General features: G+C 72.6%; 19 protein-coding genes. 6 read left to right on the top strand and 13 right to left on the bottom strand.

What is annotated here, in order from left to right:
- Positions 1 to 5 precede the first annotated feature (5 nt).
- Both nrfD and ABZ801_RS17750 read right to left on the bottom strand, forming a co-directional pair.
- The gene (gene nrfD, locus ABZ801_RS17755) at positions 6 to 986 is read right to left on the bottom strand and encodes an NrfD/PsrC family molybdoenzyme membrane anchor subunit (RefSeq protein WP_360698818.1); all 981 of its coding nucleotides are present in this window, start codon (positions 984 to 986) and stop codon (positions 6 to 8) included.
- Positions 983 to 1855, bottom strand: a complete 873-nt coding sequence (locus tag ABZ801_RS17750) for a 4Fe-4S dicluster domain-containing protein (protein WP_360698816.1) — start codon at positions 1853 to 1855, stop codon at positions 983 to 985. Before ABZ801_RS17750 ends, nrfD begins: the two co-directional genes overlap by 4 nt.
- A gap of 166 nt (positions 1856 to 2021) precedes the next feature.
- On the opposite strand from ABZ801_RS17750, the gene ABZ801_RS17745 reads away from it, so the two are divergent.
- Positions 2022 to 2348, top strand: a complete 327-nt coding sequence (locus ABZ801_RS17745; RefSeq protein ID WP_344950970.1) for a sulfurtransferase TusA family protein — start codon at positions 2022 to 2024, stop codon at positions 2346 to 2348.
- Between the two features lie 49 nt (positions 2349 to 2397).
- Here ABZ801_RS17745 and ABZ801_RS17740 read toward each other — a convergent pair whose 3' ends face one another.
- Entirely contained in the window at positions 2398 to 4281 is a 1884-nt protein-coding gene (locus ABZ801_RS17740; RefSeq protein WP_360698814.1) for a class I SAM-dependent methyltransferase, read from the bottom strand.
- A gap of 321 nt (positions 4282 to 4602) precedes the next feature.
- Here ABZ801_RS17740 and ABZ801_RS17735 point away from each other — a divergent pair, with 321 nt between their 5' ends.
- Positions 4603 to 5634: an alpha/beta hydrolase-fold protein gene (locus ABZ801_RS17735; protein ID WP_360698812.1), complete on the top strand. Its 1032-nt coding sequence runs from the start codon at positions 4603 to 4605 to the stop codon at positions 5632 to 5634.
- A 115-nt stretch (positions 5635 to 5749) separates the two neighbouring features.
- Here the strand turns inward: ABZ801_RS17735 and ABZ801_RS17730 are convergent, their stop codons facing one another.
- The 7 genes from ABZ801_RS17730 to boxC all read right to left on the bottom strand — a co-directional run bounded on the left by ABZ801_RS17730 (position 5750) and on the right by boxC (position 14220).
- Positions 5750 to 6937: a pyroglutamyl peptidase gene (locus ABZ801_RS17730; protein ID WP_360698810.1), complete on the bottom strand. Its 1188-nt coding sequence runs from the start codon at positions 6935 to 6937 to the stop codon at positions 5750 to 5752.
- 125 nt (positions 6938 to 7062) lie between these two features.
- A complete protein-coding gene (locus tag ABZ801_RS17725) occupies positions 7063 to 7374 on the bottom strand; it encodes a hypothetical protein (protein ID WP_344950958.1) in 312 nt (103 codons plus the stop codon).
- A gap of 22 nt (positions 7375 to 7396) precedes the next feature.
- Positions 7397 to 8413, bottom strand: a complete 1017-nt coding sequence (locus ABZ801_RS17720; protein WP_360698808.1) for an SPFH domain-containing protein — start codon at positions 8411 to 8413, stop codon at positions 7397 to 7399.
- Between the two features lie 109 nt (positions 8414 to 8522).
- Positions 8523 to 9389, bottom strand: a complete 867-nt coding sequence (locus tag ABZ801_RS17715) for an amidohydrolase family protein (RefSeq protein WP_360698806.1) — start codon at positions 9387 to 9389, stop codon at positions 8523 to 8525.
- Between the two features lie 32 nt (positions 9390 to 9421).
- Positions 9422 to 11059: a benzoate-CoA ligase family protein gene (locus ABZ801_RS17710; RefSeq protein WP_360698804.1), complete on the bottom strand. Its 1638-nt coding sequence runs from the start codon at positions 11057 to 11059 to the stop codon at positions 9422 to 9424.
- 35 nt (positions 11060 to 11094) lie between these two features.
- Positions 11095 to 12513 (bottom strand): benzoyl-CoA 2,3-epoxidase subunit BoxB, encoded by a 1419-nt coding sequence (gene boxB, locus ABZ801_RS17705; RefSeq protein WP_344950948.1) that lies wholly within the window; start codon positions 12511 to 12513, stop codon positions 11095 to 11097.
- Between the two features lie 3 nt (positions 12514 to 12516).
- Entirely contained in the window at positions 12517 to 14220 is a 1704-nt protein-coding gene (gene boxC, locus ABZ801_RS17700) for a 2,3-epoxybenzoyl-CoA dihydrolase (protein WP_360698801.1), read from the bottom strand.
- A 139-nt stretch (positions 14221 to 14359) separates the two neighbouring features.
- On the opposite strand from boxC, the gene ABZ801_RS17695 reads away from it, so the two are divergent.
- Entirely contained in the window at positions 14360 to 15202 is an 843-nt protein-coding gene (locus ABZ801_RS17695) for a PaaX family transcriptional regulator C-terminal domain-containing protein (RefSeq protein WP_360698799.1), read from the top strand.
- Between the two features lie 18 nt (positions 15203 to 15220).
- Here the strand turns inward: ABZ801_RS17695 and ABZ801_RS17690 are convergent, their stop codons facing one another.
- The 3 genes from ABZ801_RS17690 to ABZ801_RS17680 form a co-directional block, all read right to left on the bottom strand.
- Positions 15221 to 16474: an MFS transporter gene (locus ABZ801_RS17690; RefSeq protein ID WP_360698903.1), complete on the bottom strand. Its 1254-nt coding sequence runs from the start codon at positions 16472 to 16474 to the stop codon at positions 15221 to 15223.
- Positions 16475 to 16727: 253 nt separating this feature from the next.
- Positions 16728 to 17777, bottom strand: a complete 1050-nt coding sequence (locus ABZ801_RS17685) for an LLM class flavin-dependent oxidoreductase (protein ID WP_360698797.1) — start codon at positions 17775 to 17777, stop codon at positions 16728 to 16730.
- A gap of 84 nt (positions 17778 to 17861) precedes the next feature.
- Complete coding sequence (locus ABZ801_RS17680; protein WP_360698795.1) at positions 17862 to 19046, bottom strand: ABC transporter substrate-binding protein; 1185 nt, start codon at positions 19044 to 19046, stop codon at positions 17862 to 17864.
- Between the two features lie 269 nt (positions 19047 to 19315).
- On the opposite strand from ABZ801_RS17680, the gene ABZ801_RS17675 reads away from it, so the two are divergent.
- From ABZ801_RS17675 to ABZ801_RS17665, 3 genes are read left to right on the top strand one after another with little or no spacing between them, the layout of a single operon-like run.
- A complete protein-coding gene (locus tag ABZ801_RS17675; protein ID WP_360698793.1) occupies positions 19316 to 22000 on the top strand; it encodes a nitrate- and nitrite sensing domain-containing protein in 2685 nt (894 codons plus the stop codon).
- A gap of 6 nt (positions 22001 to 22006) precedes the next feature.
- Positions 22007 to 22399 (top strand): DUF742 domain-containing protein, encoded by a 393-nt coding sequence (locus ABZ801_RS17670; RefSeq protein WP_344950931.1) that lies wholly within the window; start codon positions 22007 to 22009, stop codon positions 22397 to 22399.
- Entirely contained in the window at positions 22380 to 22991 is a 612-nt protein-coding gene (locus ABZ801_RS17665; RefSeq protein WP_344950928.1) for an ATP/GTP-binding protein, read from the top strand. The genes ABZ801_RS17670 and ABZ801_RS17665 overlap by 20 nt, the downstream gene beginning before the upstream one ends.
- The last annotated feature ends 48 nt before the right edge of the window (positions 22992 to 23039 follow it).

Genomic DNA, 23039 nt, shown 5'->3' with positions numbered 1-23039 from the left:
GCCTGTTACCCCTGCCGGGCGGACGAAAACCCCCGGCTTTCCAGGCGTTCCCGTTGCGGGACGACGGTGTACTTGGGGTCCTGCGCGGACGCGACGCCCGCGTGGAAGACGCCGAAGCGCAGCGTCGCCGATCCGGCGATCAGCGCGGCGCCCGCCGCCGCCGACAACGCCCTGGACCTGACGGCGCCCGACAGCACGGCCAGCCCCGCGCCCGCCGCCGTCAGCGCCTCGGAGGCGCGCATGAGTCGCCCCGCCCTGCCCTGCTCCAGGGGCTCGGCCGCCAGCCCCATGCGCCGCTTCATCACCTGCGTCACCCCGAGTTCCGCGGCGGCGCCGAGGACGCCGGCGCGCCGTGCGGGCTCGGCGGGGGCGAAGATCAGGCCGAGGCCCGCCGCGGCCGCGGCGCCGGACCCGGCGAACAGGAACGGCATCTGCCGGTACCCCTCGTGCCACGACGGCACGGCGGTGTCGCACACGAGCACCGCCGTGTAGGTGGTGACGCCGGGGCCCAGGACGGCCGCGCCCGCCGTGGCCAGCGAGCCCAGGCGCGGGAACCGTCCCGTCACCTCCGTCACGGCGGCCGCCCCGGCCAGCGGCCCGTAGCCGAACAGCAGCCACGACCCCATGCTCATCGGGGAGGTCGGCTTGGCCACGCGCAGCATGTTGAGGAAACGCGCGGGCCGCCCCAGGTCGTGGATGAGCGCGACCAGCGACAGGGAGATGGCGCCGAGCGCCCCCACCTTGGCCGTGCGGGCAAGCGCGCGCTGCCCTGTGGCGTGGGCGCCTGCGGCGAGCAGCGAGGAGCCCCCGGCCAGGCCGCCGAGGAACAGGTATCCGGCGATGTCGAGCGGCTTCCACACGGGCTTGTTCAGCACCGGCATGCCGTAGTAGGAGGTGAAGTGCGCCTCCGGCACCATGGCCTGTTCGCCGCGCCGCCTTTTGCCGCGCCTGCGTCCCCTGCGTTCCGTGCCTTCCGCCTGCGTCATCGCGACCTCCGGCCCGCCCGCACGAAGCAGGCTGCCACTCCCGCCGCCATCGCCACCGCCGCCACGGCGGCGTGCCGCCACATCGACGGCAGGTCCCGGGTGGTCACCACCGGGTCGGGCGGCAGCCCGTACACCTCGGGCTCGTCCATGAGCAGGAAGAACGCGCCGGCACCGCCGACGCCGTCGTCCGGGTCCTCCCCGTACAGGCGGGCCTCGGGCTGGCCGGCGTCGTGCAGGGCCTGCACCCTGGACTCGGCGCGTTCACGCAGCTCGTCCAGCGGGCCGAACTGGATGGAGTCGGTGGGGCACGCCTTGGCGCAGGCCGGTTCCATGCCGACGCCCAGGCGGTCGTAGCACATCGTGCACTTCCAGGCGCGTCCGTCGCCCTTGCGCTGGTCGATGACCCCGTAGGGGCAGGCGGGGATGCAGTAGCCGCAGCCGTTGCAGATGTCCTCCTGGACGACGACCGTGCCGAACTCCGTACGGAACAACGACCCGGTGGGGCACACGTCCAGGCATGCCGCGTGCGTGCAGTGCTTGCACACGTCCGACGCCATGAGCCAGCGCATCCCGGTCCCCGCGCCGGCCTGCAACTCGGACCCCGCCTCGACCTGCAGCTCGGACCCCGCGTCCGCCTGCCCCGCCGCCTCGAACACGTCCACCGGCTTGCGCTGCTCGATGAACGCCACGTGCCGCCACGTGTCGGCCCCCAGGCCCTGGGTGTTGTCGTACGACATCCCCGTCAGCAGCAGCCCGTCCTCGGGGACGGCGTTCCACTCCTTGCACGCGACCTCGCACGCCTTGCACCCGATGCACACCGACGTGTCGGTGAAGAAACCCACGCGGGGGCGCTCGCCGGTCTCGGTCATGGCGTCGGAGTCCCCGCCGAGCGGCACCCCAAACGCCTGATGTGACCGAAAAGACATGATCACGGGGCGTGACGCGGCTACAGTCGGGGCAGAACGGTCCAACGCCATGACGGGAGGGCCTCCCGATGCCCGAGGACACCGGCATCGCCCGGGTGCGGCCGGCGCCATGAGCACGTCCACCCCCGAGCCCGGCACCTTCGAGCCCCCCGCGTCCGAGCCCGTGGTGATCGACGGCGGCGACCAGTCGTGCACCCGGCTGCTGCTCCAGCTGCGCGGCCGGCTCGCCGCCCTTCCGGCGGGGACGATCGTGCACCTGCTGGCGTCCGACCCGGCCGCGCCCGTGGACCTGGCCGCCTGGTGCCACCTGACCGGTCACACCTACCTCGGCCCGCTTCCCGACAGGCCCGGCACCCCCGGCTACGCGTTGCGCGTCAGCGCCTCCCCCCGCCCCACGGACCCCAAGTCCCCCTGGCGCCCGGCGACCACGGACTGACACAGGGCACGGCGGCCCTCCCCGCCACGGTGCGGGGACGGCCGCGCCTTCACTCCGGCCGGGCGTCGTCGGCCACTCGCCGGGCGAGCACCCTGTAGGCGTTCGACCGGTTTCCGCGCCGGATGACGGGCAGCAGCAACTGGTCGGTCACGGCGGCGGCGAACATCAGCGGGCCCGCCGCCACGTACACGGCGGTCCGCGCCGCCCCGCGCAGCCGCCGGGCGCGCGGGTCGCGCCAGGGCTTGCCTGGGTCCGGGACGATCCGGTGCGCCAGCAGCATCACGATCATCAGCAGCTCGACCGGCTGGTGCGCGGGGCCGCGTTCGACGGCGACCGCCCGGAAGCCGCGCTCCTCCAGGCCCCGGACGAGATTGCCGACCGTGACGAAGTGCAGGTGCTGGGGCTGGAACCAGGCGTGCCACCAGCTGCCCGCCAGCCGTCCCAGGGGCCACTCGGGGTCGGGGACCTCGATCAGCAGGTGCCCGCCGGGCGCCAGCACCCGGGCGGCCGCGTCCAGCTCCGCGTGCGGGTCGACGGTGTGCTCCAGGTAGTGGTGCATGCTCACCACGTCGTACTCGCCGGCGAGCTTGTCGGCCAGGTCGGGGAACAGGCCCAGGTAGGCGTGGTCGACCCAGCCGCGCCGCTCGGCCTCCTGGATGGACACGCCCATGTCGAGCCCGTCGAAGCGGGTGTCCGGCCAGACGTCGCGGGCGGCGTTGCAGAAGTGGCCGTGCCCCGCGCCGACGTCCAGCCACGCCCTGGGTTCGGCGTGGCCGCGCAGCATCCTGGCGCGGTCCCGGTAGTGCGGGCCCGCCAGGCGGAACCCGCGTTCGACCTCCGGGCCGCCGGAGCCGTCGTAGAAGTCCCGGTAGTAGAAGTCCAGGCCGGTGACGTTGAGCCGGGGGTTCTGGAAGACGTGCCCGCAGGTCCCGCAGCGCTCCAGGACGAACCTGCCCGGCCGGTGGTGCTGACGGTCGCCGCTGGTCAGCAGGTGACGCAGGTCGCCGCCACCGCACCAGGGGCAGTCGGCGCGGCGCTCCTCGAAGAACCGGTCGACGCCCTGCGCCAGGTCGGCGGCGTACTCGGCACGCAGGGCGGGCAGCTGCGAGTCGGGGTCCTCGCGTTGAGCGGCGACGCGCAGCCACCGGAAGGGCGCGGCGACCGGACGGGACAGCGCGAAACGACGCCGGTCGTGGGGGCGCAGCGGGGTTCCGGCGGTCGCCAGGTACGGCTGGGCGCACGCCGCGGCGAGCACCACGAGCGCGGCCGCCGCGTCCCACCTCGCGGAGTCGCCGCGTCCCGTCAGGCAGCGCGCCAGCGCGGCGCCCAGCGCGCCGAGCCCGAGGATGTTGCCGGTGAGGTAGACGGGCAGGTCGCTGGGCCAGCGGCGGCGCAGGATCCGGCGGCGGTCGGCGGCCGGGCAGCCGGCCGGCGTGATGCCGGGGACCACGCACAGGTCGGTCGCGGTGGGGGCGTAGCACTTGAGGCGGGCGATCAGCTCGTCCATCTCCGCGGGGCTCAGCCCCTCGAAACGGGAGATCCCGGCCCGCTCCGCCACGTCGGAGTCGACGAGCACGGCGTGCGCGCCTCCCCCGCCGACCGCCAGGCGCGACCACCGGTAGGTGGCGGGATCGACGCGCCGTGCCAGCTCCAGCGCGCGGAGGCTGTCCAGCCCGGACGGCACGAGGTCGAGCACCCGCAGCCCGCGGCTCCGGGCGTGGGCGGCGGCGGCCCGGCGGATGGCGTCGTCCAGGCGCACCCCCTCGGCCGTGACGAAGCGGTGGCCGTCGGAAACGTCGGAGGGGGCCTCGTCACCGGACGGCACGGCCGGCGGCGGTGTCAACGGTGTCAGCTTCGAGGCCCTCGACCGTCGCCACAGCGCGTCCGCCGTGAACCCGGCCGCGGTCAGCAGCATGATCGATCGCAGTCGCATGTCGGTCCCTTTCGCGGGGGCTCGGGGCGGAGCCGGAGGCGCGTCCGCCCCGATGCGAGACCAGCTCGGCTGTGCAGATCATCCGCCTGTGGTTACCGGGCCGTAATACGGCCGATGTCAAACTCCGCGCGCCGGCTCCTCAGTTGGGTGAGTGTCCGGACGGGCGCCGTCCGCGTACCGGCGGGAGGCATGTGCGACGCGACCGCCGCCAGTCGGCCCGCTGACAAGAACCCGCGCCGACGTTGTCATCCGCGGGCGATGGCAGCCGCGCCGATCCGTCCTAGGGTCGCACCGCCAGTTCCACGGCTTCCGGAGACCAGCATGCGCACTGCCCGGTTCCTTCTCCTCACGGCGGTCTCGGCCGTGACGGTCGGCACGGCCACGACCGTGGCGGCCGCCCCGGCACCGCCCGCGTCCGCCGCCGCTCCCGCCGGGGCGCCCGCGGCCGTTCCGGCGGACGACGGCGCCACCGTCACCGCCGAGGAACAGCTGGACGAACGCACCTACGACCTGACCGTGTCGTCGCCCGCCCTGGGCCAGTCGGTCAAGGTGCGGGTGCTCGTCCCGGACGGGTGGTCGCGGGACGCCGCGCGCACCTGGCCGGTCGTCTACGCCTACCACGGCGGCCGCGACACCTACGTGTCCTGGACGCGCAGCACCGACATCGAAGAACTGTCGGCGCGCCATGACGTGATGGTGGTCATGCCCGAGTGCGCGGACGGGGCGTTCACCGACTGGTGGAACTACGGCAGGGGCGGCACGCCCAGATGGGAGACCTTCCACACCCAGGAGGTCCTCCAGCTCATGGAACGCAACTACCGGGCCGGCACGACGCGCGCGGCGATGGGCATCTCGTCCGGCGCGACGGGCGCGACGACCTACGCGGCCCGCCATCCGGGCATGTTCCGCTACGCGGCGGCCTCCAGCGGCATCCAGCACATGACCAGGCCCGGCGTTCCCACGGCGGTCATGTTCACCCAGGCGTTCTTCACCGACACCGGCGACCCGCTGCGCGTGTGGGGCGTCCCCGGGATCGACGACGCCAACTGGCGGGCGCACGACCCGTACGAACTCGCGGCGAATCTGCGCGGCACCGGGCTGTACGTGTCGTCCGGCACCACGGGGCTGCCCGGCGAGTACGACGACCCGGCTCCATGGGAGCGGCTCATCGTCCAGTCCCAGGAGGTGCTCACCGGGGTGACGTCCCGGGACTTCATCGACCGTCTGCGCGCCCTCGGCATCCCGGTGACGTCGCACATCTACGGCAACGGCTGGCACGACTGGGCGACCTGGCAGTCGGAGATGCACCGGTACTGGCCGCTGATGATGACCGCTTTGGGCGTCGCCGGTTGACACGCATTGGATCGGCCCGGCGCGCGATGTCGCGTTCGTGCGGGGTGAGGGGTCCGCCCGCCTCCGCCGCGCCCGTGGCGAAGTCGCCGCGGACGACCACCCGGCAACGGATTAATCAGAAGGACGCGTCGGCGGCCACGCGAAGCACCGTGCGGACCTGGGTGATGATGTCGCGGCGGTTCTGCTCGAACGTCGGGTCGGTCACGGCCTCGTTCTGCCCGAACTCCAGCACCGGCGTGTGCAGATGCCCGCCCGGAGTGTCGAGGCCGAGACGGTCGCGCAGCAGCGTGGCGCGGTAGGCGATCTCGTTGGACAGGTAGTTGCCGCCGCCTCCGGCCCGTGCGGTGGACCCTTCGGTGGGGCCGTCGGGCCGCACGACGGGTGTGGTGCCGCCGGCCGGGATCTCGGTCACCTGCGTGTTGTCGTAGACCGGGAAACGTCCCGTCCGGGCCGCGGTGATGGCCTTGTACGGCAGCGTCGTGGTCGTCCACTGCGGCTGCGTCCCCTTGACGGGGATCATCTCCAGCTTGGAGACGTTCTCGTTGTCCGGCGATCCGCCGCGCCAGGCGCCGTTGTAGCGTTCGACGTCGAAACGCCCGACGCGGCCCTGGCTGACGGTCGTGAACATGTCGACGCGCGGCAGGTGGGGACGCAGCGTCCGCTCGACCGTGCCGTCGGCGAAGTCCCGCCACCGCACCGGGAACACCGCAGTCTCGATCCGCGCGGGGCCCGCCGCCGTCCGGATCAGCGTGCCGTCCAACGCCAGCGCGGACGCCCCCGAGGGGTTGCCGATGCGGGTGTCGCGGTCGAGCGTGAACGGGTCGAACCCCGTGACCAGGATCTTCCGCACGCCCTTGGGGAAGCGGATCGAGTCCTCGCCGCGGGACGCGGTCTCCAGCCGGTCGATCAGCCGGTTCCGGGCGTTGCCGGGCAACGCGAAGGACGGCTGCCAGTTCCGCAGCTCGCGCGTCATGCCCAGCCGCGCCCAGTACAGGGGCCGGTCGTCCTCGCGGGCGAGGCCGTCGGCGGGCCCGCGGCCCTGCGCCCGGTCGACCGCGCGCCGCCACAACCGCTCCCCATGGCGGGCGACGACCCGTTCGGCCTCGCCGTAGGTGCGGACGTCGCGCAGCGCACGGGTGAACTTCGCCGTCACGTCGTCGAATCCGCTGAGCCGGAGGATCTCCTGCGGCACCGCCCTGGCGAGCCGCTGCTCCTCGACCGTCGCCGTCTCACCGTGGGCCGGGACGGCCCCCGCCCACGTCACCGCAGCGACGACGACCGCCGAGACCCACGCCACGCGCATCGCGCACCCTCCCTGGAAGATCGACGGCCATTGTCGAAACCGTCCGGTCGCCCCGGCAACGGTGGAATGTGCCGAACCCGTCCGGCGCCGGCCGTCACTCCTGCGCGACGGCCGGGGCCGGGCGGTCAGTCCGACTCGATCTCCAACGCGGCCACCCGGGACCGCGCCGTCGCCATCGCCTCGTGGTAGCGGCTCTCCCAGTCCGGATCCGCGTCGGGGATCTCCGCGACGACCTGGCGTCCCAGTTCGGTGACCTGGTCCCCGGAGCGGGACACCCTGCGCACCACGACGACGGTGACGCCGCCGTCGGTCTCGGTGTGGGGCTCCCACCGCGGCGGCGTCGCCGCCCTGGGCCGCCCGCCCGTCACGCCGTACCAGAGCAGCAGCACGATGGCCGCGAGCAGCACCAGCGCGCCCAGGATGAGCAGAATCCGCACGGTCGCCTCCCGGTGACGTCGATCAGCGGCGGCCCGTCCCGTACAGGGAGCCGTTGGGGTTGCCCGGCGCGTACACGGTGATGCCCTGCGGCAGCGCCTTGAGCTCCTCGATCCGCGCGCACGTCGGGCACTTGTTGTACCCGTCCTGCCGGGCCTTGTTGGCCTGCGCCTCGGCCTGCGCCGACGCCACCTTGGCCTGCGCCTCGCTGACCTGCGCGAACGCCGCCTGCGCGCGGTCCACCGCCTCCTGCACGCGGGCGGGCAGCGTCACCCGGACCAGGTTGAAGTGCAGGTTGGTGAGGAACTTGCCGCCGAGGGTGTTCTCCAGGTCGGTGGCCAGGCTGGTGTTGATCGCGGTCTGCACCTTGGCGATGTTGGCGTTGTTGCTCTGCGCCTGCGGCAGGCCCGCGTTCGGCCGCTTGGCGGCGGTCGTACCGGTGTTCTGCACGAGCGCGCAGGACGACACCAGCTCGGCGCACCGGAAGCTGTTGATCTGCGTGCGCAGGTCGTTGTCGATGACCGGCCGGACGATCTGGTGCAGGAACGCCGACCAGCCCTCGTCGCCTTCCCAGGCGAAGTGGCTCTTGCCGTCGGGGCCGCGGAACTTGCGGGTGCCGAACTTGTCGTCGAACTTGCGCAGCGCGTCGTGGTCGAGGTTGAGGGTGAAGTACAGCACGCCCTCGATGCCCATGTTGACGCCGTCGCTGCTGGGCACGGTGACGACGTCGACGTTGCGCTGGTCGCTGTCGCCGGCCTTGGCGGTGATGGTGTAGAACCGCTGCTGCGCCGGGTACCGGTGGATCTTCGACCACCAGCCGGTCCAGGTCCGGCTGGACGCGGGGTCCACGACCTGGCGGATCTTGTTGTCGTCGAAGAACCCGCCGTTGCGGACGACGGCGACCTCACCGCCGCCGGTGCGCTCGAAGCTGCCGAGCAGCCCCTTCAGCAGCGGAAGCCCGACCACGGCCAGCACGACCGCCAGCGCGATCGCCCCACCCCGCGACATCCGCCGCCCGCCCCCAGTCTTCGACCCTGCCATGATCTCTCCGTCCGTCCCGGCCCACGCCGATGATCAGCCTGAAATGGCTGCCAATAGGACGCAGATCATGTTCATCCGGTTTGCCGCGAACGGAAGCAACTCCGCCAACTCAGGCCAGGAGGTTGCGTAGGGCCGGGTAGACGTTCACGGCGTTGCGGCCGTGGATGAGGGAGATGGTCTCGTCGTCCAGGTTGAGGGCGGCGATGGCGCGGGCGTTGCGGGCGACGCCGGGCATGCCGGGCCAGTCGGTGCCGAAGATGAACTTGCGGGCCAGGCGGGACAGGTCGTGGCGGGCGTAGTACTCGGGGAGCCTGCGCGGCGGCAGGCCGGACAGCTCGATCCAGACGTTGTCGCGGGACAGGGCCAGGAACGCGGCGGCGTCGTACCACCAGCCGCGGCCGCCGTGAGCCAGGACGATGGTCAGGTCGGGGAAGTCGCGGAGCACGTCGTCCAGCAATATCGGGTCGGCGAACTTGTTGGACGCGCCCAGGAACGTGCTCGTCCCGCAGTGCACGATGACGGGGATGCCCGCCTCGCGGCACACGTGGTACGCCGGGTAGAGGGCGTTGTCGGACGGGCTGAAACCGCCGTGCACCGGGTGCAGCTTCAAGGCGATCGCGCCCAGGTCCAGTTGCCGGGACAGCTCCGCGTCGATCGGGTAGTGCAGGTGCGGGTTGACGTTGGCGACGGCGCGGAAGCGGCGCGGGTTGTGCTTGACCAGCGGCAGCACGTCCTCGATCGGCTGGGTGCCGGTGGCCTTGGGGCTGTACTCGCTGAACAGCAGCGCCGCGTCCACGCCCTCGGCTGCGAAGTGCGCGTCGAACCGTTCCGGGATGGGGGTTCCGTCGTCGTCGTAGAGGTCGGGCCAGGGGTTGGCGCGGCCGAACTCCTCGGCCCAACGCCGCCACGCGGGGCTCAGCGTGGGCAGGCGCGCGGCGTGCACATGCGCGTCGACGAGCAGCCGGCCGTCCAGCATCCGTCCTCCTGTAGGTGGGCCGTATCCGTAGGCTAGGTGGCGACTATTCCCTCGTCGGCGGCGGGTACAACGTCGGCGGGCCGCGGCGCGGCGGAGGCGCCCGCGAGGCGTTCGCGGGCCGTCTCGCGGACGGCGAAGCGGCGCAGCTTGCCGGTGGCGGTCTTGGGGATAACGTCGACCAGCAGCACGTGGCGGGGGCGTTTGAACGCCGCCAGCCGCTCCCGGCACAGGGCGATCAGCTCGTCCGGGTCCACCGTGGCGCCGGGGGCCGGGACGACGCAGGCCACGGGCTTGTCCAGGCCGTTCTCGTCGGGCACCGCCACCACCACGACCTCGGCGACCGACGGGTGCCGGGCGAGCACCTGCTCGACCTCGGCGGGCGACACCCAGATCCCGCCCGCCTTGATCATGTCGTTGGAGCGGCCGAGGCAGGTGTGGTAGCCGTCGTCGTCCACCACGTACTTGTCGCCGGTGCGCAGCCACTCGCCGTGGAAGGCGCGGCGGGTGACGCCGGTGCGGCACCAGTAGCCGGTGGTGAGGGAGGGGCCGCGCACCAGCAGGTCGCCGGGCACGCCGGGCGGCACGTCGGCGCCGTGCTCGTCGACGACCCGCACCTCGTAGCCGGGGACGGGCATGCCGGACGTGCCGGGCCGTACCCGGCCGGGACGGTTGGACAGGAAGATGTGCAGCGCCTCGGTCGAGCCGATGCCGTCGAGGATCTCCACGCCGAACCGTTCGGTGAACCGCCGGTACAGGTCGGCCGGGAGCGCCTCCCCCGCCGACACCGCCAGCCGTACCGAGGCGAACGTGTCGGACGGCAGGTCGGAGGCGAGCAGCGCGGCGTAGAAGGTGGGGACGGCGAAGAACAGCGTGGGCTCGTTCTCGCGCACCCGCTCGGCCACGGAGGCCGGTGTGGGACGGGCCGGGTCGAGGATGGTCGTGGCCCCCGCCGACAACGGGAAGAAACCCGAGTTGCCCAGCCCGTAGGCGAAGAACAGCTTGGCGACGGAGAAGCAGCGGTCGTCGGGGGTGATGCCCAGCACCTGGGCGGCGTAGGTCTCGGCGACGTGCCGCACGCTCGCGTGCCGGTGCATGGCCGCCTTGGGCGTGCCGGTGGTGCCGGAGGTGTAGAGCCAGAACGCCGGGGACTCGTCCCAGGTGTCGTAGGGGGCGGTGTCGTGGCCTTCGCCGCCGGCGAGCAGCTCGTCCCAGTCGATGGGCCGCACGCCGGGCGGAACGTCCGGCTTCGCGCCGTCGGTCAGCACCACGGACGTCACCTCGGGCGCCATCGGCAGGGCCTCGGCGGCGGCGTCGGCGAACTGCGGCGACACCAGCAGCGTGCGGGCGCGCGAGTCGCGCAGCAGCGCGGCCAGCTCGTCCCCGTGGTACATGGTCGACACGGGCACGGGGACGGCGCCGATCCGCATCCCCGCCAGCAGCGCGACGAGCAGTTCGGGGCCGTCGGCGGCGAACAGCACCAGCCGTTCCTCGGGCCGGACCCCGGCGGCGCGCAGCCCGGCGGCGGCGCGCCGGACGAGGGCGGCGAGCCGGGCGTAGGTGAGGGCGCCGCCCGGCCCGGCGACGGCGATCCGGTCGCCGTGGCCGAGCTCGACCTGCCGGTCCACCAGGTAGCGGCAGGCGTTGAAGGGTGCGGGACCGGTTCGGGGCATGGACTCGGGCATGGTCGGCTCCAGCGTCCGCGCGGTCAGGAGAGGTGGACGTACTCGTACTCGAAGGGCTGTCCGTTGATGCCGGAGCGGGGCGGTGCGACCCAGCTCGCGATCTTGCCGGGTTCGTACACGGGACGCATCAGCGACCGCACGTACGCCTTGTCCTCCTCGGTGGGCAGCCAGTCGTCCCGCCGGGCCGCCCAGTCCTCGGCGCTCATCAGCCGCCCGTCCGGGGAGAGGTGGTGCCCGGCGAACGCGCCGACGTGCCGGTTGAACCCGACGTGCGGCAGGCGTAGCCGCAGGTCGACGCCCGCGTTCTCCAGGATGCGGTTCCACCGGTTCATGCCGCTCTGGCAGTCGGCGACGTACTCGCAGCGCAGGTCGTGGTTGAGCGCGACCAGCGCGGGCGTCTCGACCTCCACGACGCGTCCGTCGCGGACCTGGGCGACGGCCGCGACGTCCTCGGTCAGCAGGTGGTCGTCCTTGCGGCGCTCCTCCTGCCAGCGTCCCTTGAGCCCGCCGGTGAAGTAGTTGGCGACGTTGGTGGAGGTCTCCGAGCCGAACAGGTCCAGCGAGACGCTGTAGTGGAAGTTGACGTACTTCTGGACGATCTCGAGCGGGATGCCGCCGTACGGGCGCACGTCGTCGGTGTCGTGCTCGCGCATGAGCTGCGCGGTGCGCTCCACCACCCGGTCCACGCCGGTGGTGCCCACGAACATGTGGTGGGCCTCCTCCTTGAGCATGAACGCGCAGGTGCGCGACAGCGGGTCGAACGCGCTCTCCTTGAGCGTGCCGAGCTGGTACTTGCCGTCCCGGTCGGTGAAGTAGGTGAACATGTAGAACGCCAGCCAGTCGGGCGTCTCCTCGTTGAACGCGCCGAGGATGCGCGGGGAGTCGTCGCTGCCGGAGTTGCGCCGCAGCAGCGCCTCGGCCTCCTCCCGCCCGGTGCGGCCGAAGTAGGCGTGCAGCAGGTAGACCATCGCCCACAGGTGACGGCCCTCCTCCACGTTCACCTGGAACAGGTTGCGCAGGTCGTACAGGCTGGGCGCGGTCATGCCCAGGTGCCGCTGCTGCTCGACGGACGCGGGCTCGGTGTCGCCCTGCACGACGATCAGCCGCTGCAGGTCCGCGCGGTACTCGCCGGGCACCTGCTGCCAGACCGGCTCGCCCTTGTGCTCGCCGAAGGCGATGCGCCGGTCGGGGTCGCGTTCGGCCAGGAAGATCCCCCACCGGTACTCCGGCAGCGGGACGTGCCCGAAGTGGGCCCAGCCCTCGCGGCCGACGGACACGGCGGTGCGCAGGTAGACGTCCCTGGTCGGCAGCGCCGGACCCATCTCGCCCCACCAGCGCAGGAACTTGGGCTGCCAGGACTCCAGCGCCCGCTGGAGCCGCCGGTCGCCGGACAGGTCGACGTTGTTGGGGATCCGCTCGGTGTAGTCGACGCTCGTGCTCATGGGTCACACCCGCTTCCGGTCGAGGACGGCCTTGCGGCCGGTTCCGTAGCTGCGCAGCGCACCGTCGGGTCCGGCGGCGTTGGGGCGCTGGAAGATCCAGTTCTGCCAGGCCGACAGCCGGCCGAAGATCTTGGTCTCCAGGGTCTCGGGACCGGCGAACCGGTGGTTGGCCTCCATTCCGGTCAGCGCGTCGGGGCTGAGCGACGCGCGTTCCTCCAGGGCGATACGGACCTCGTCCTCCCAGTCGATGTCGTCGAAGGCGAAGGTCACAAGCCCCAGGGCGGCCGCTTTCACCGCGTCGACGCGCGCGCCCGCCTCGCCGCGCAGGCTCTCGGCCTTTCCCGGGGTGCCGTGGAAACGCGACTGGAGGCGGGTCAGGCCGTTGCCCATGGGGTAGGCGCCGAAGTTGGCGTCGCCGAGGACGATCACGGCGGGGTCGGCGTCGGGGTCCTCATCCTCGAAGACGCCGTCGAGCATGTAGGAGCGGTCGCAGGCCAGGGCCAGCTCCAGCAGCGTCCCGGCGAAGCAGCTCCCGGGCTCGATCAGCGCGATCAGGCTGCGGCTGGTGACGTCCAGGCGCTTGAAGGTGCGCTTGGTGTAGTGGCGGATCTCGTTGACCAGCCAGTCGCCGGCGTGCTCGGCCAGCAGCGCGTCGTGGGCGAGGACGCGGTCGGCGTCGCCCACGGTCTTGATCACCCAGGTGCCGATCTCCAGCTCGTTGGTGCGCAGCCGCAGGATGAGGTCATCCAGTTCCCGGGTGAACGCCAGCGGCCAGAAGGCGGCGCCCTGCGCGTGGATCCCGGCGAGGCCGGCGGGCGGTCCGGTGTCCGGGCCGCGCACGGTGAGGGTGGCCAGCCCGGCGGCGCGGTCGAGTTCGGCCGTCACGTACCGGTAGGTGATCGCGTCGGCGGTCTCCGTGCGTTCCAGCGGGGTCAGGGTGATGCCTTCGGCGTCCCCGGGCCGGGACGAGCGGGCCGCCGCCTCCTCGGCGCGTCGCCGCACCGTCTCCTCGAACCGGCTGCGCGGGACGGCCTCGTCCACCAGCCCCCAGTCGACGGCGGTGGCCCCGCGCACGCCCTCGGCCCGGGTGGCGAACACGTCGGCCAGGTCGCGGCGGACGCCGCGCTTGTCGACCACCCGGGTCAGCCCGCCGGTGCCGGGCAGCACGGCCAGCAGCGGAACCTCCGGCAGGGACACCGCCGTGGACCCGTCGTCGACCAGGATGATGCGGTCGCAGGCCAGCGCCAGCTCGTACCCGCCGCCCGCCGCCGTGCCGTTGACGGCCGCGATGTAGGTCTGGCCGGAGTTGGCCGTGGCGTCCTCGATGCCGTTGCGGGTCTCGTTGGTGAACTTGCAGAAGTTGACCTTCCACGGGTGGCCGGAGCGGGCGAGCATCCGGATGTTGGCGCCCGCGCAGAACACCTTCTCCAGCCCCCCGGTGAGCACCACGGCGCGCACCTCGGGATGCTCGAAGCGCAGCCGCTGGACGGCGTCGTACAGCTCGATGTCCACGCCCAGGTCGTAGGAGTTCAGCTTGAGCTCGTAGCCGGGGACCAGGCCGCCGTGCTCGTCGACGCGCAGCACGATCCGGGCGATCTCCCCGTCGATCTCCAGGGCCAGGTGCCGGTAGCCGGCGGGGTGGGCGTCGAACGAGACCCGCGGCGGGTCGTGTTCGGTGCCCGGCTCGGCCGCCGCGGTGACGGACATGTCGGCGCCTCCTTCGAGTGTGTTCTCCCTCACTCTCATCTTTGACGTAATTCTGCAGTTACGTCAATACTGTGTAGCACGTTGGGGGCTGGGATACTTGGGGCCGCACCCGACCCCGCACCCGATCGAGGGAGGCTGGATGGCCACGACGGAGCCGGTGCTGTCCCGCCGGCACAACGTCGGCGGGACCAGTGCGCGCTCGCTGCTGCTCACCGTGCTCGGCGAGTTCGTGCTGCCGTCCGGCGAGCCGGTGTGGACCTCGACGCTGCTGCGCGTCCTGGCGGGCCTGGGCGTGGAGGAGAAGTCGGCGCGGCAGGCCGTCAACCGCACCGCCGCCGACGGCTGGATCGTCTCGGCACGCGACGGCCGCCGCGTGCGCTGGGACCTCACCCCGCCCGGCCGCCGCCTGCTCACCGAGGGCGCGCAGCGCATCTACTCCTTCGGCGCCGACCGCCGCGCCTGGGACGGCCGCTGGCTGATCGTCATGGTCTCGGTCCCCGAGACGCGCCGGCGGCTGCGCCACCAGCTGCACACCCGGCTCGCCTGGGCGGGTTTCGGCAACCCCACCGCGGGGCTGTGGGTCAGCCCGCACCCCGAACGGGAGGCCGAGGTCAAGCAGATCGTCGGCGACCTCGGCCTGGAGGCGTCGGCGTTCTCGTTCACCGGCCCGTTCGCGGGCATCGGCTCCGAGGCCGAGCTGGTCGAACGCGCCTGGGACCTGGCCGAGGTCGACTCCCGCTACGCCGCGTTCCTGGACGAGTTCTCCGGCCTGCGCCCCGAGCCGGGCGGCGAGACGCTGTTCGCCCAGGTCCGGCTCGTCCACGAGTGGCGCCGCTTCCCCTTCCTGGACCCCCAGCTCCCCGACGAGCTGCTGCCCCCCGGCTGGATCGGCCGCCGCGCCCGCCATCTGTTCGACGACCGCCACACCACCTGGCAGCACCCAGCCCGCGCCCACTGGCAGACCCTGGCCACCCGCCCCTGATTTCGGCGGCGGACCAGGTCAGGGGGCCGCGGACTCCGGCGCGGGGACGGCGGCGAGACGCGGCAGCAGCCCGCGGCCGGCGCGCAGGCGGGCCAGGGCCCAGGCGGCGGCGACGGTGGCCAGGGCGCAGGCGGTCCCGGCGAGCATGAGGGCGGCGCGGGGGCCGAGCGTGTCGCACAGGTAGCCGAGCAGCGGGCCGCCGACCGCGCCGGACGCGGCGCCGACCATGCCCTGGGCGGCGATGACGCGGCCGCGCAGGTGGCCCGGGTTGTCCAGCTGGACGCGGGTGCTGACGGTGGTGTCGATCAGCACGGCGGAGGCGGCGACGGGCAGCATCAGCGCGCCGAAGGTCGCCAGGTTGGGCGCGGCGCCGCTGAGCAGCTGGCCGATCGAGCACAGGAACGCCGTCACCAGCAGCAGGCGCAGCGGCAGGCGGGCACGGGCCGCCGCGTACGCGCCGCCGAGGACGGTGCCGACCGCGAACGCCACCGACAGCGCCCCGTACCCGGCGGCGCCGCCGTGCAGCGGGCCCTGGCTCATGGCGGCCATGGTCACCTGGTAGTTGCGGCCGAGGCTGCCCAGCATGAACGCCAGGAACAGCGTCACCAGCATCCACGGGGTGCGCAGGACGTGCCGAAATCCCGCGGCGACGCCGCGTTCGGACGGCGCGCCGGGCGGCAGGACGTGCAGCTCGCGGGTGCGCATCAGCAGCAGCGCGACGATCACGGCGCCGAAGCTGGCGGCGTTGGCGGCGAACGCGCCGGGCACGCCCGCCAGCGGGATGACGACCCCGGCCAGGCTCATGCCGAGGATGCGGGCGCCCGAGCTGAGCAGCGAGCCCAGGGCCAGGCCGTTGGACAGGTCGTCCGGGCCGACCACCTCACCGCCGAAGCGGCCCAGCGCCGGGCTGGTCAGCGCGGTGACCATGCCGGAGACGAACGAGATCGCGTACAGGCCGGAGATGGCGCCCGGCGGCCCGGCCGCCAGCACGGCCAGCAGGGTGGACAGGCCCGCCTGGGCGATCTGCCCGGCCAGCACGACGCGGCGGGCGGGCAGCCGGTCGGCGATGACGCCGCCCCACGGCCCGAGCAGCATGGTCGGCAGGGCCTGCAGGACCAGTCCCATGCCGACGCTGGTCGCCGAGTGGGTGAGGGTCAGGATCAGCCAGTTCAGCGCGAGCACCTGCATCCACGTCCCGGTGACGGAGATGAGGTCCGCGACGGCCCAGAGCCGGTAGTTGTGATGGCGCAGTGAGCGCAGCATCGCCGGCATGTCCACGTCGTTCGCTCCTTGGTCGGGGACACCAAGGACTGGAGAACGGCATGGGACTCGCTTTACCTTCCGAATTGACCGCCTTTATGACTAACGTCACGTTTAGCCTGTTATTTAATACCCGAATCCCCTTTCGCATGATTTGCCTGCTATATGGGCCGCACCCGCCGACGACCTGGCCGGCCGCCGGCGGGTGCGGGCACGCGTAGGGCCGGGCACCCCTGGTGAGGGTGCCCGGCCCGTTGTCAGCGCGTCACTTGAACGCGGGCATGATCTCGTCGGCGATCAGCCGCAGCTGGGTGTCCACGTCGGCGACGTTCTCGACGTCGCGGCCGGTGAACGACTTGACCAGCGCCGAGTCGGTGATGGCGCAGATCATGTGGTTGACGCCGGTCGGGGCGATGTCGCGCTGGATCTTCTCCAGCACCTCCTCCGGGGTGCCCGCGATGGACAGCTTCTCGGTGATCTCCGGGGTGGTCAGCTCGATGCCCTTGGCCAGGTCGCCCGCGCCGATCGCCTCGATGATCGGGGCCACGTCGGCGGGGCTGACGCCGTTGCGCTCCAGCTGCTCGGCGGGCATGGCCGAGGCGTACAGGCCGACCATGCTGCGCGCGGCCTGCTTGGCGGCCTCGGAGTCGCGGCCGACGGCGAACACCACCCAGGCGCCGATGTCCAGGGTTGAGGCGTCCTTGCCGGCGCGCTCGGCGCCGATCCGGAAGTGCTTGACCGCGTACTCGTACGCCTCGCGCGAGTAGCTGAGCGCGTGGTGCACGCCGTCGGACAGCTCACCGGCCGCCTCGAACGACTTGGGCCCGCGCATCGCGCCGATCTTCACCGGCAGGTGTTCCTGGACGGGACGGGCGAAGGTGAACAGGCCGTCGTAGGAGTAGAACTCCCCGTCGCGGGTGATCGTGCCCTCGTCCAGCAGGGTGCGGACGACCTGCACGGCCTCCTTGACCCGGGTGAGCGGCTTGGTCCGGGTCCAGTCGATCTTGTACTGGGCCAGCACGCCGAAGTTGCCGCTGCCCAGCACGACCTCGGCGCGGCCGCCGGTCAGCTCGTCGAGGGTGGCGGCGGCCTGGGCGATGAGGGTGGGCTCGCGCAGGGTGACGGCCGACACCGACGGGCCCATGCGGATCTGCGAGGTCTGGGCGGCGGCGGCCGCGAACAGCAGCCACAGGTCCTTGTGCCAGGGCTCGTCGGCGGCGTAGCAGGCGTAGAAGCCCAGCTCGTCCGCCAGCTTGATGGAGGCGAGGGACTCGTTCAGCGGGTAGTCGGGGAGCATGGCGTAGCTGAACTTCACGAGCGAAGCATCTCCTTCGATGTCTTCTCGGGGAAGGGACTGTGAGCGGGGGTTCGATGGTTCGGGGGGTTCGTCAGGCGGTACCTAGCCCTTGATCTCGGTCCAGGCCTGCGCCCAGCGGTCGTAGTCGACGCACTCTCGTCCGTCGCCGCAGTTGGCGACGGGGGTCTTCCAGAACGCGATCTTGCGGTAGAACTCGGCGTCGCCGACGCGGTAGTCGTTGCAGAAGCCCTTGGCGGTGTAGCGGCACGCCTTGGGGTTGGCCGGGGCCTGTCCGAACCACTGGCCGACCTGGGCCTGCACCTTGGCCGTGGTGATCCAGTTCATCCACCGGTACATGCAGTTCGGGTGCTGCGCCTTGGACGAGATCATCCAGGTGTCCGACCAGCCGGTGGAGCCCTCGGCGGGGATGGTGGTGCCGACCGGCACCCTCTGGTCGCGGGCCAGGTTGGCGATCACCTGCCAGGCGGTGCCCGCGTGGGTGTCGCCGACCCGGTACGACTGGACCAGGTCCATGTAGCTGTGCCAGTAGCTGCTGACCTTGGAGCGCTGCTTGCGCAGCAGCTCCACCGCGGCGTTGAACTGCTTCTCGTCCAGCTCGTACGGATCGGTGATCTTCAGGTCGGGCCGCTTGGCCTTGAGGTACAGCGCGGCGTCGGCGATGTAGATCGGCGAGTCGTAGGCGGTGAGGTTGGTGCCCGCCGGGGAGTTGTCCTCCCACACCACCCCCCACGAGGTGGGCGGCTCGGAGAACTTGTCGGTGCGGTACATCAGCACGTTGGCACCGTAGCCGTGCGGCACGCCGTACATCTGCCCGTTCACCGAGTTGTACGGCTGATTCTTCAGGTACGGGGCGATGTCGTCCCAGTTGGTGAGCAGCCCGGTGTTGACCGGCGCGACGTCGCCGCCGTACACCAGGCGCAGGCTCGCGTCGCCGGACGCCGACACCCCGTCGTACTGGCCGGTCTTCATCAGCGCGACCATCGCGTCGGAGGTGTCGGCCACCTTCGCGTTGACCTTGCAGCCGGTGGCCCTGGTGAACGGCGTGACCCAGTCGACGCGCGGGTCGCTGGAGCCGTCCTCGGCGTACCCGGCCCACACCACCAGGTTGACGCGGCCCTCGGTGGCGCCGATCGCCTGCTGCATCTGCACCTGCGGCAGTCCGCCGGACCGCTCGTCGCCGGACGAGCCGCTGCACGCGCCGGCGGTTGCGGCGGTCAGCACGGCGGCCGTCGCCACGGCCGCCAGCCGCCGTAGCGGCCGTCTCACCCGCGCCCCATGCCTCGCCCGCGCAGCGGTCGGACGTTCGGCCTGGTCACGGGGCTGGAGCGAGGGCGCGGGGGACGCCGGACGCCTTGCCTGGGGACCCGGAGGCGGGCTCACATAGATCACGATCGGGTGATTCTAGGGGTCTCGGACCGTCTCACAAGGGGGATTCCGGCGGATTCATAGTTCATGTCACTTCTGGCCCCAAATCACGCTTCGCGGTAGTACCCTCTGCTGCGATCAGTGGCCGTCCCCTAACCGAGAGCTTCGTCGTGCGTGAATCCGACCGTCGAGCGGAACCGTCGTCCACCGGCCACCGGCGGCGCAGAGCAGGAACCGGACGTTTCCGGACGGTCCGCTTCAAGGTCGTCCTGCTGGTGCTGGTGTCGCTGGTGTCGCTGGGAGCGCTGTGGACTTTCGCCGCCAGCGTCACCCTGGGCGAGGGCCTGAACCTTCGCAAGATCGAGAGTGTTCAGGACCACTTCGAGTACCCGTCGGGCGCCCTGGGCAGTGCGCTGCAGGCCGAGCGCCGCGCCACCCTGGTGTTCCTGGGCAGCAGGACGCCGTCCGACCGTGCCGCGATGGAAGGCGTGCGGCTCATCACCGACCGGCAGGCCGAGGTGTTCCGCCGGCTGGCCGGCGACCAGGACGCCCAGCAGGCCGCGCCCGCGACGGCGCGCCGCCTGGCCCGCGAGATCATCAGCGGCCTGGACGGCCTGCCCGCCCGCCGTGGCGCCATCGACAACGTGCGCCTCGACCGCACCCGCGCCTTCTCCGAGTACACCCAGATCCTGGAGCGCATCGGGACGCTGCGCGGCTCGCTGTCCACCCTGGACAACCCCGAGGTCGCGCTGGACGCCCGTAACCAGGTCGCGCTGGCCCGCGCCCACGAGGTGCTGGCGCAGGAGGACGCGCTGCTCGCCGGCGCCCTGGCCGCGGGCCGGATGAACCGGGCCGAACACTCCGAGTTCGTCAAGCTGGTCGGCGCCCAGCGCACCATGTACGAGATGGCCGCCCAGGAGCTGCGGCCGTCCGAACGCACCTACTACCAGCGCGTCACCGCGACCCCCGAGTACGCCCGGCTCCGGGCGCTCGAGGACCGCTACGTCGACTCGATCCGCGGCCTGCGCGCCGCCGACGCCCCGATCTCGTGGAAGATCACCACCAACTCCAACCTGACCCGCCTGCGCGGCCTGGAGCTGTCGATGACCGCCGAGGCCGAGCGGCGCGCCGAGCCGATCGCCGACGCGATCCTGATGCGGGTCGCGCTGGCGGGCGCCCTGGGCCTGGTCGCGGTGGTCGCCTCGGTCCTGCTGGCCGTGTGGGTGGCGCGTTCGGTGCTGCGCGACCTGGCCGGGCTGCGGCGCGAGGCGCAGGACTTGGCCGACGAGCGGCTGCCCGGCGTGATCGCGCGGCTGCGGCGCGGTGAGAAGGTCGACGTGGCCGCCGAGGCGCCGCCGCTGTCGTTCGGCACCCCCGAGATCGACCAGGTGGGCCAGGCGTTCAACGCCGCACGGCGCACCGCGATCCAGGGCGCCGTCGAGGAGGCGGGGCTGCGCCAGGGCATCAGCCAGGTCTTCGTCAACCTGGCCCGGCGCAGCCAGAGCCTGCTGCACCGGCAGCTGAAGCTGCTGGACGCGATGGAGCGGCGCATCTCCGACCCCGACGACCTGGAGGACCTGTTCCGGGTCGACCACCTGGCCACCCGCATGCGCCGGCACGCCGAGGGTCTGATCATCCTGTCCGGGCAGGCGCCCGGCCGCGGCTGGCGCAACCCGGTCGCGGTGATCGACGTGGCCCGCGCCGCCGCGTCGGAGGTCGAGGACTACACCCGGGTCCAGGTGTCGCCGATGCCGCGCGCGTCGGTCGCCGGCGCGGCCGTGGCCGACCTCATCCACCTGCTGGCCGAGCTGATCGAGAACGCCACGATCTTCTCCCCGCCGCACACCACGGTCAGCGTGACCGGGCAGGTGGTGGCGCACGGGTTCTCGCTGGAGATCGAGGACCGCGGGCTGAGCATGAAGCCCCCGGAGCTGGCCGAGGCCAACGAGCGGCTGGCCAACCCGCCGGAGTTCGACCTGTCCAACAGCACCCAGCTCGGCCTGTTCGTGGTCGGGCGGCTGGCCCAGCGGCACGGCATCAAGGTGACGCTGCGCACCTCCCCGTTCGGCGGCATGACCGCGATCGTGCTGCTGCCCGAGGAGATCGTCGTGCACGAGGGCCAGGGCACCCCGGCGGGCGACGCGCCGTTCGCGCTGACCCGCCGCGCCGAGGACGCCCTGGTCACCGCGGGCGTCGTGCGCGGCCACCGGGAGCGCCCGGCGCTCACGGCGGGCGGCGCCGTCGGCGCGGTCGGGGGCGTCGGCCCCCTCGGCGGCGAGCAGCCGAGCCTGGACGGGCCGCCGCCGCGGCCCACGCCCGACAACGCGCAGCCGCCGCGGGACGTCCCCGGGCGCGAGCAGCCGCCGCGGCACGCGCGCACCGTCCCGCCCGCTCCCGTGGCTCCCGGGGCTCCAGGGGCTCCCGGGGCGCCTCCGGCTCCGTTCGAGGATCCGCTGAACGACCCGCTGACCGGGCCGCTGCCCACGGTCGGGGCACCGGCCGCTCCCGCGCCGGAGCCGCAGTCCCCGGCGGCGCCGCCGCCGGACGCGTGGCCGGAACTGCCGCCCGAGACGCGGCCCGAGGCGCAGAAGGAACCGCGGAAGGAGCCGCGGAAGGAGCCGCCGCCGCGGCGGCGCGCCAAGGGCGGCAGGCCCTCCCTGCCCAAGCGGGTCCGGCAGGCCAACCTCGCGCCGCAGTTGCGCGAGGAGACGGCGCCGCCGGCCGCGCCGCCCCCCGACCAGGGGCGCGTCCGTCCGGAGCGGTCCCCCGAGGCCGCCCGTGCCATGATGTCGGCGATCCAGCGGGGCACCAGACGCGGCCGGTCGGAGACCGCGGGCCCCGGTGAGGAGTCGTGACGGACGATGATCGGGCGGGACGATCACGAAAGCACCGAGTGGCTCGACGAGGAGGCGGGTCCTCTGGTGCGGGCCTACGCGCTGACCCGCGGGCGGGCGCGGCCCACCACCCAGGGCGAGGACTTCGAGATGATCGCGATCATCGCGACCGTCTCGACCCCCGCCTACGCCACGCCGGGGCTGGGCCCGGAGCACATGTCCATCCTGGAACTGTGCGTGCGGCCGCGCTCGGTCGCCGAGATCTCCGGGCAGCTCGGGCTGCCCCTGGTCGTGGTGCGGGTGCTGCTCGGCGACCTGCTCAGCCATCGCTTCATCGTGGTCCGGCGCCCCCAGCAGGAGCACCAGACCGTCACCGAGGAACTGCTCAGGGAAGTACTCCATGGACTCGAGGCGCTCTGACGCCGCCGCCGACATGCCCCTCGCGGTCAAGATCCTGGTCGCCGGGGGGTTCGGGGTCGGCAAGACAACGTTCGTCGGCGCCGTCAGCGAGATCCGGCCGCTGCAGACCGAGGAACTGCTCACCGAGCGCAGTGTCGGCGTCGACGACACCAGCGGCGTGGACCGGAAGACGACCACCACGGTCGCCATGGACTTCGGCCGCATCACCCTGCGCGACGGGCTGATCCTCTACATCTTCGGCACGCCCGGGCAGGACCGGTTCTGGTTCATGTGGGACGAGCTGTCGCACGGCGCGCTGGGCGCGGTGGTGCTGGCCGACACCCGTCGGCTGGCCGACAGCTTCCCGGCGGTGGACTACTTCGAACAGCGCGGGCTGCCGTTCATCATCGCGGTCAACCGGTTCGACGACGGCTACGACTACACCGTGGAGGAGATCCGCGACGCGCTGGACCTGTCGCCGCGCATCCCGGTGCTGCTCTGCGACGCGCGCAGCCGCGACTCGGCCAAGCAGGTGCTGACCTCGCTGGTGCGGTTCCTGATCAGCAGCCGCGGGGTGGAGCAGCCCGACCCGTCGGCGGTCGCGGGCACCTGACGCCCGGTTTTTCGGCAAAGATGGGCCTGTCCACGGCCGTGGGCGGGA

The sequence above is a fragment of the Actinomadura sp. NPDC047616 genome, from assembly GCF_040642915.1.
Classification (GTDB): Bacteria; Actinomycetota; Actinomycetes; order Streptosporangiales; family Streptosporangiaceae; genus Spirillospora; species Spirillospora miaoliensis.
The sequence above is the reverse complement of the archived record's forward strand: the minus strand, read 5'-3'. Positions and strand labels throughout refer to the sequence as shown.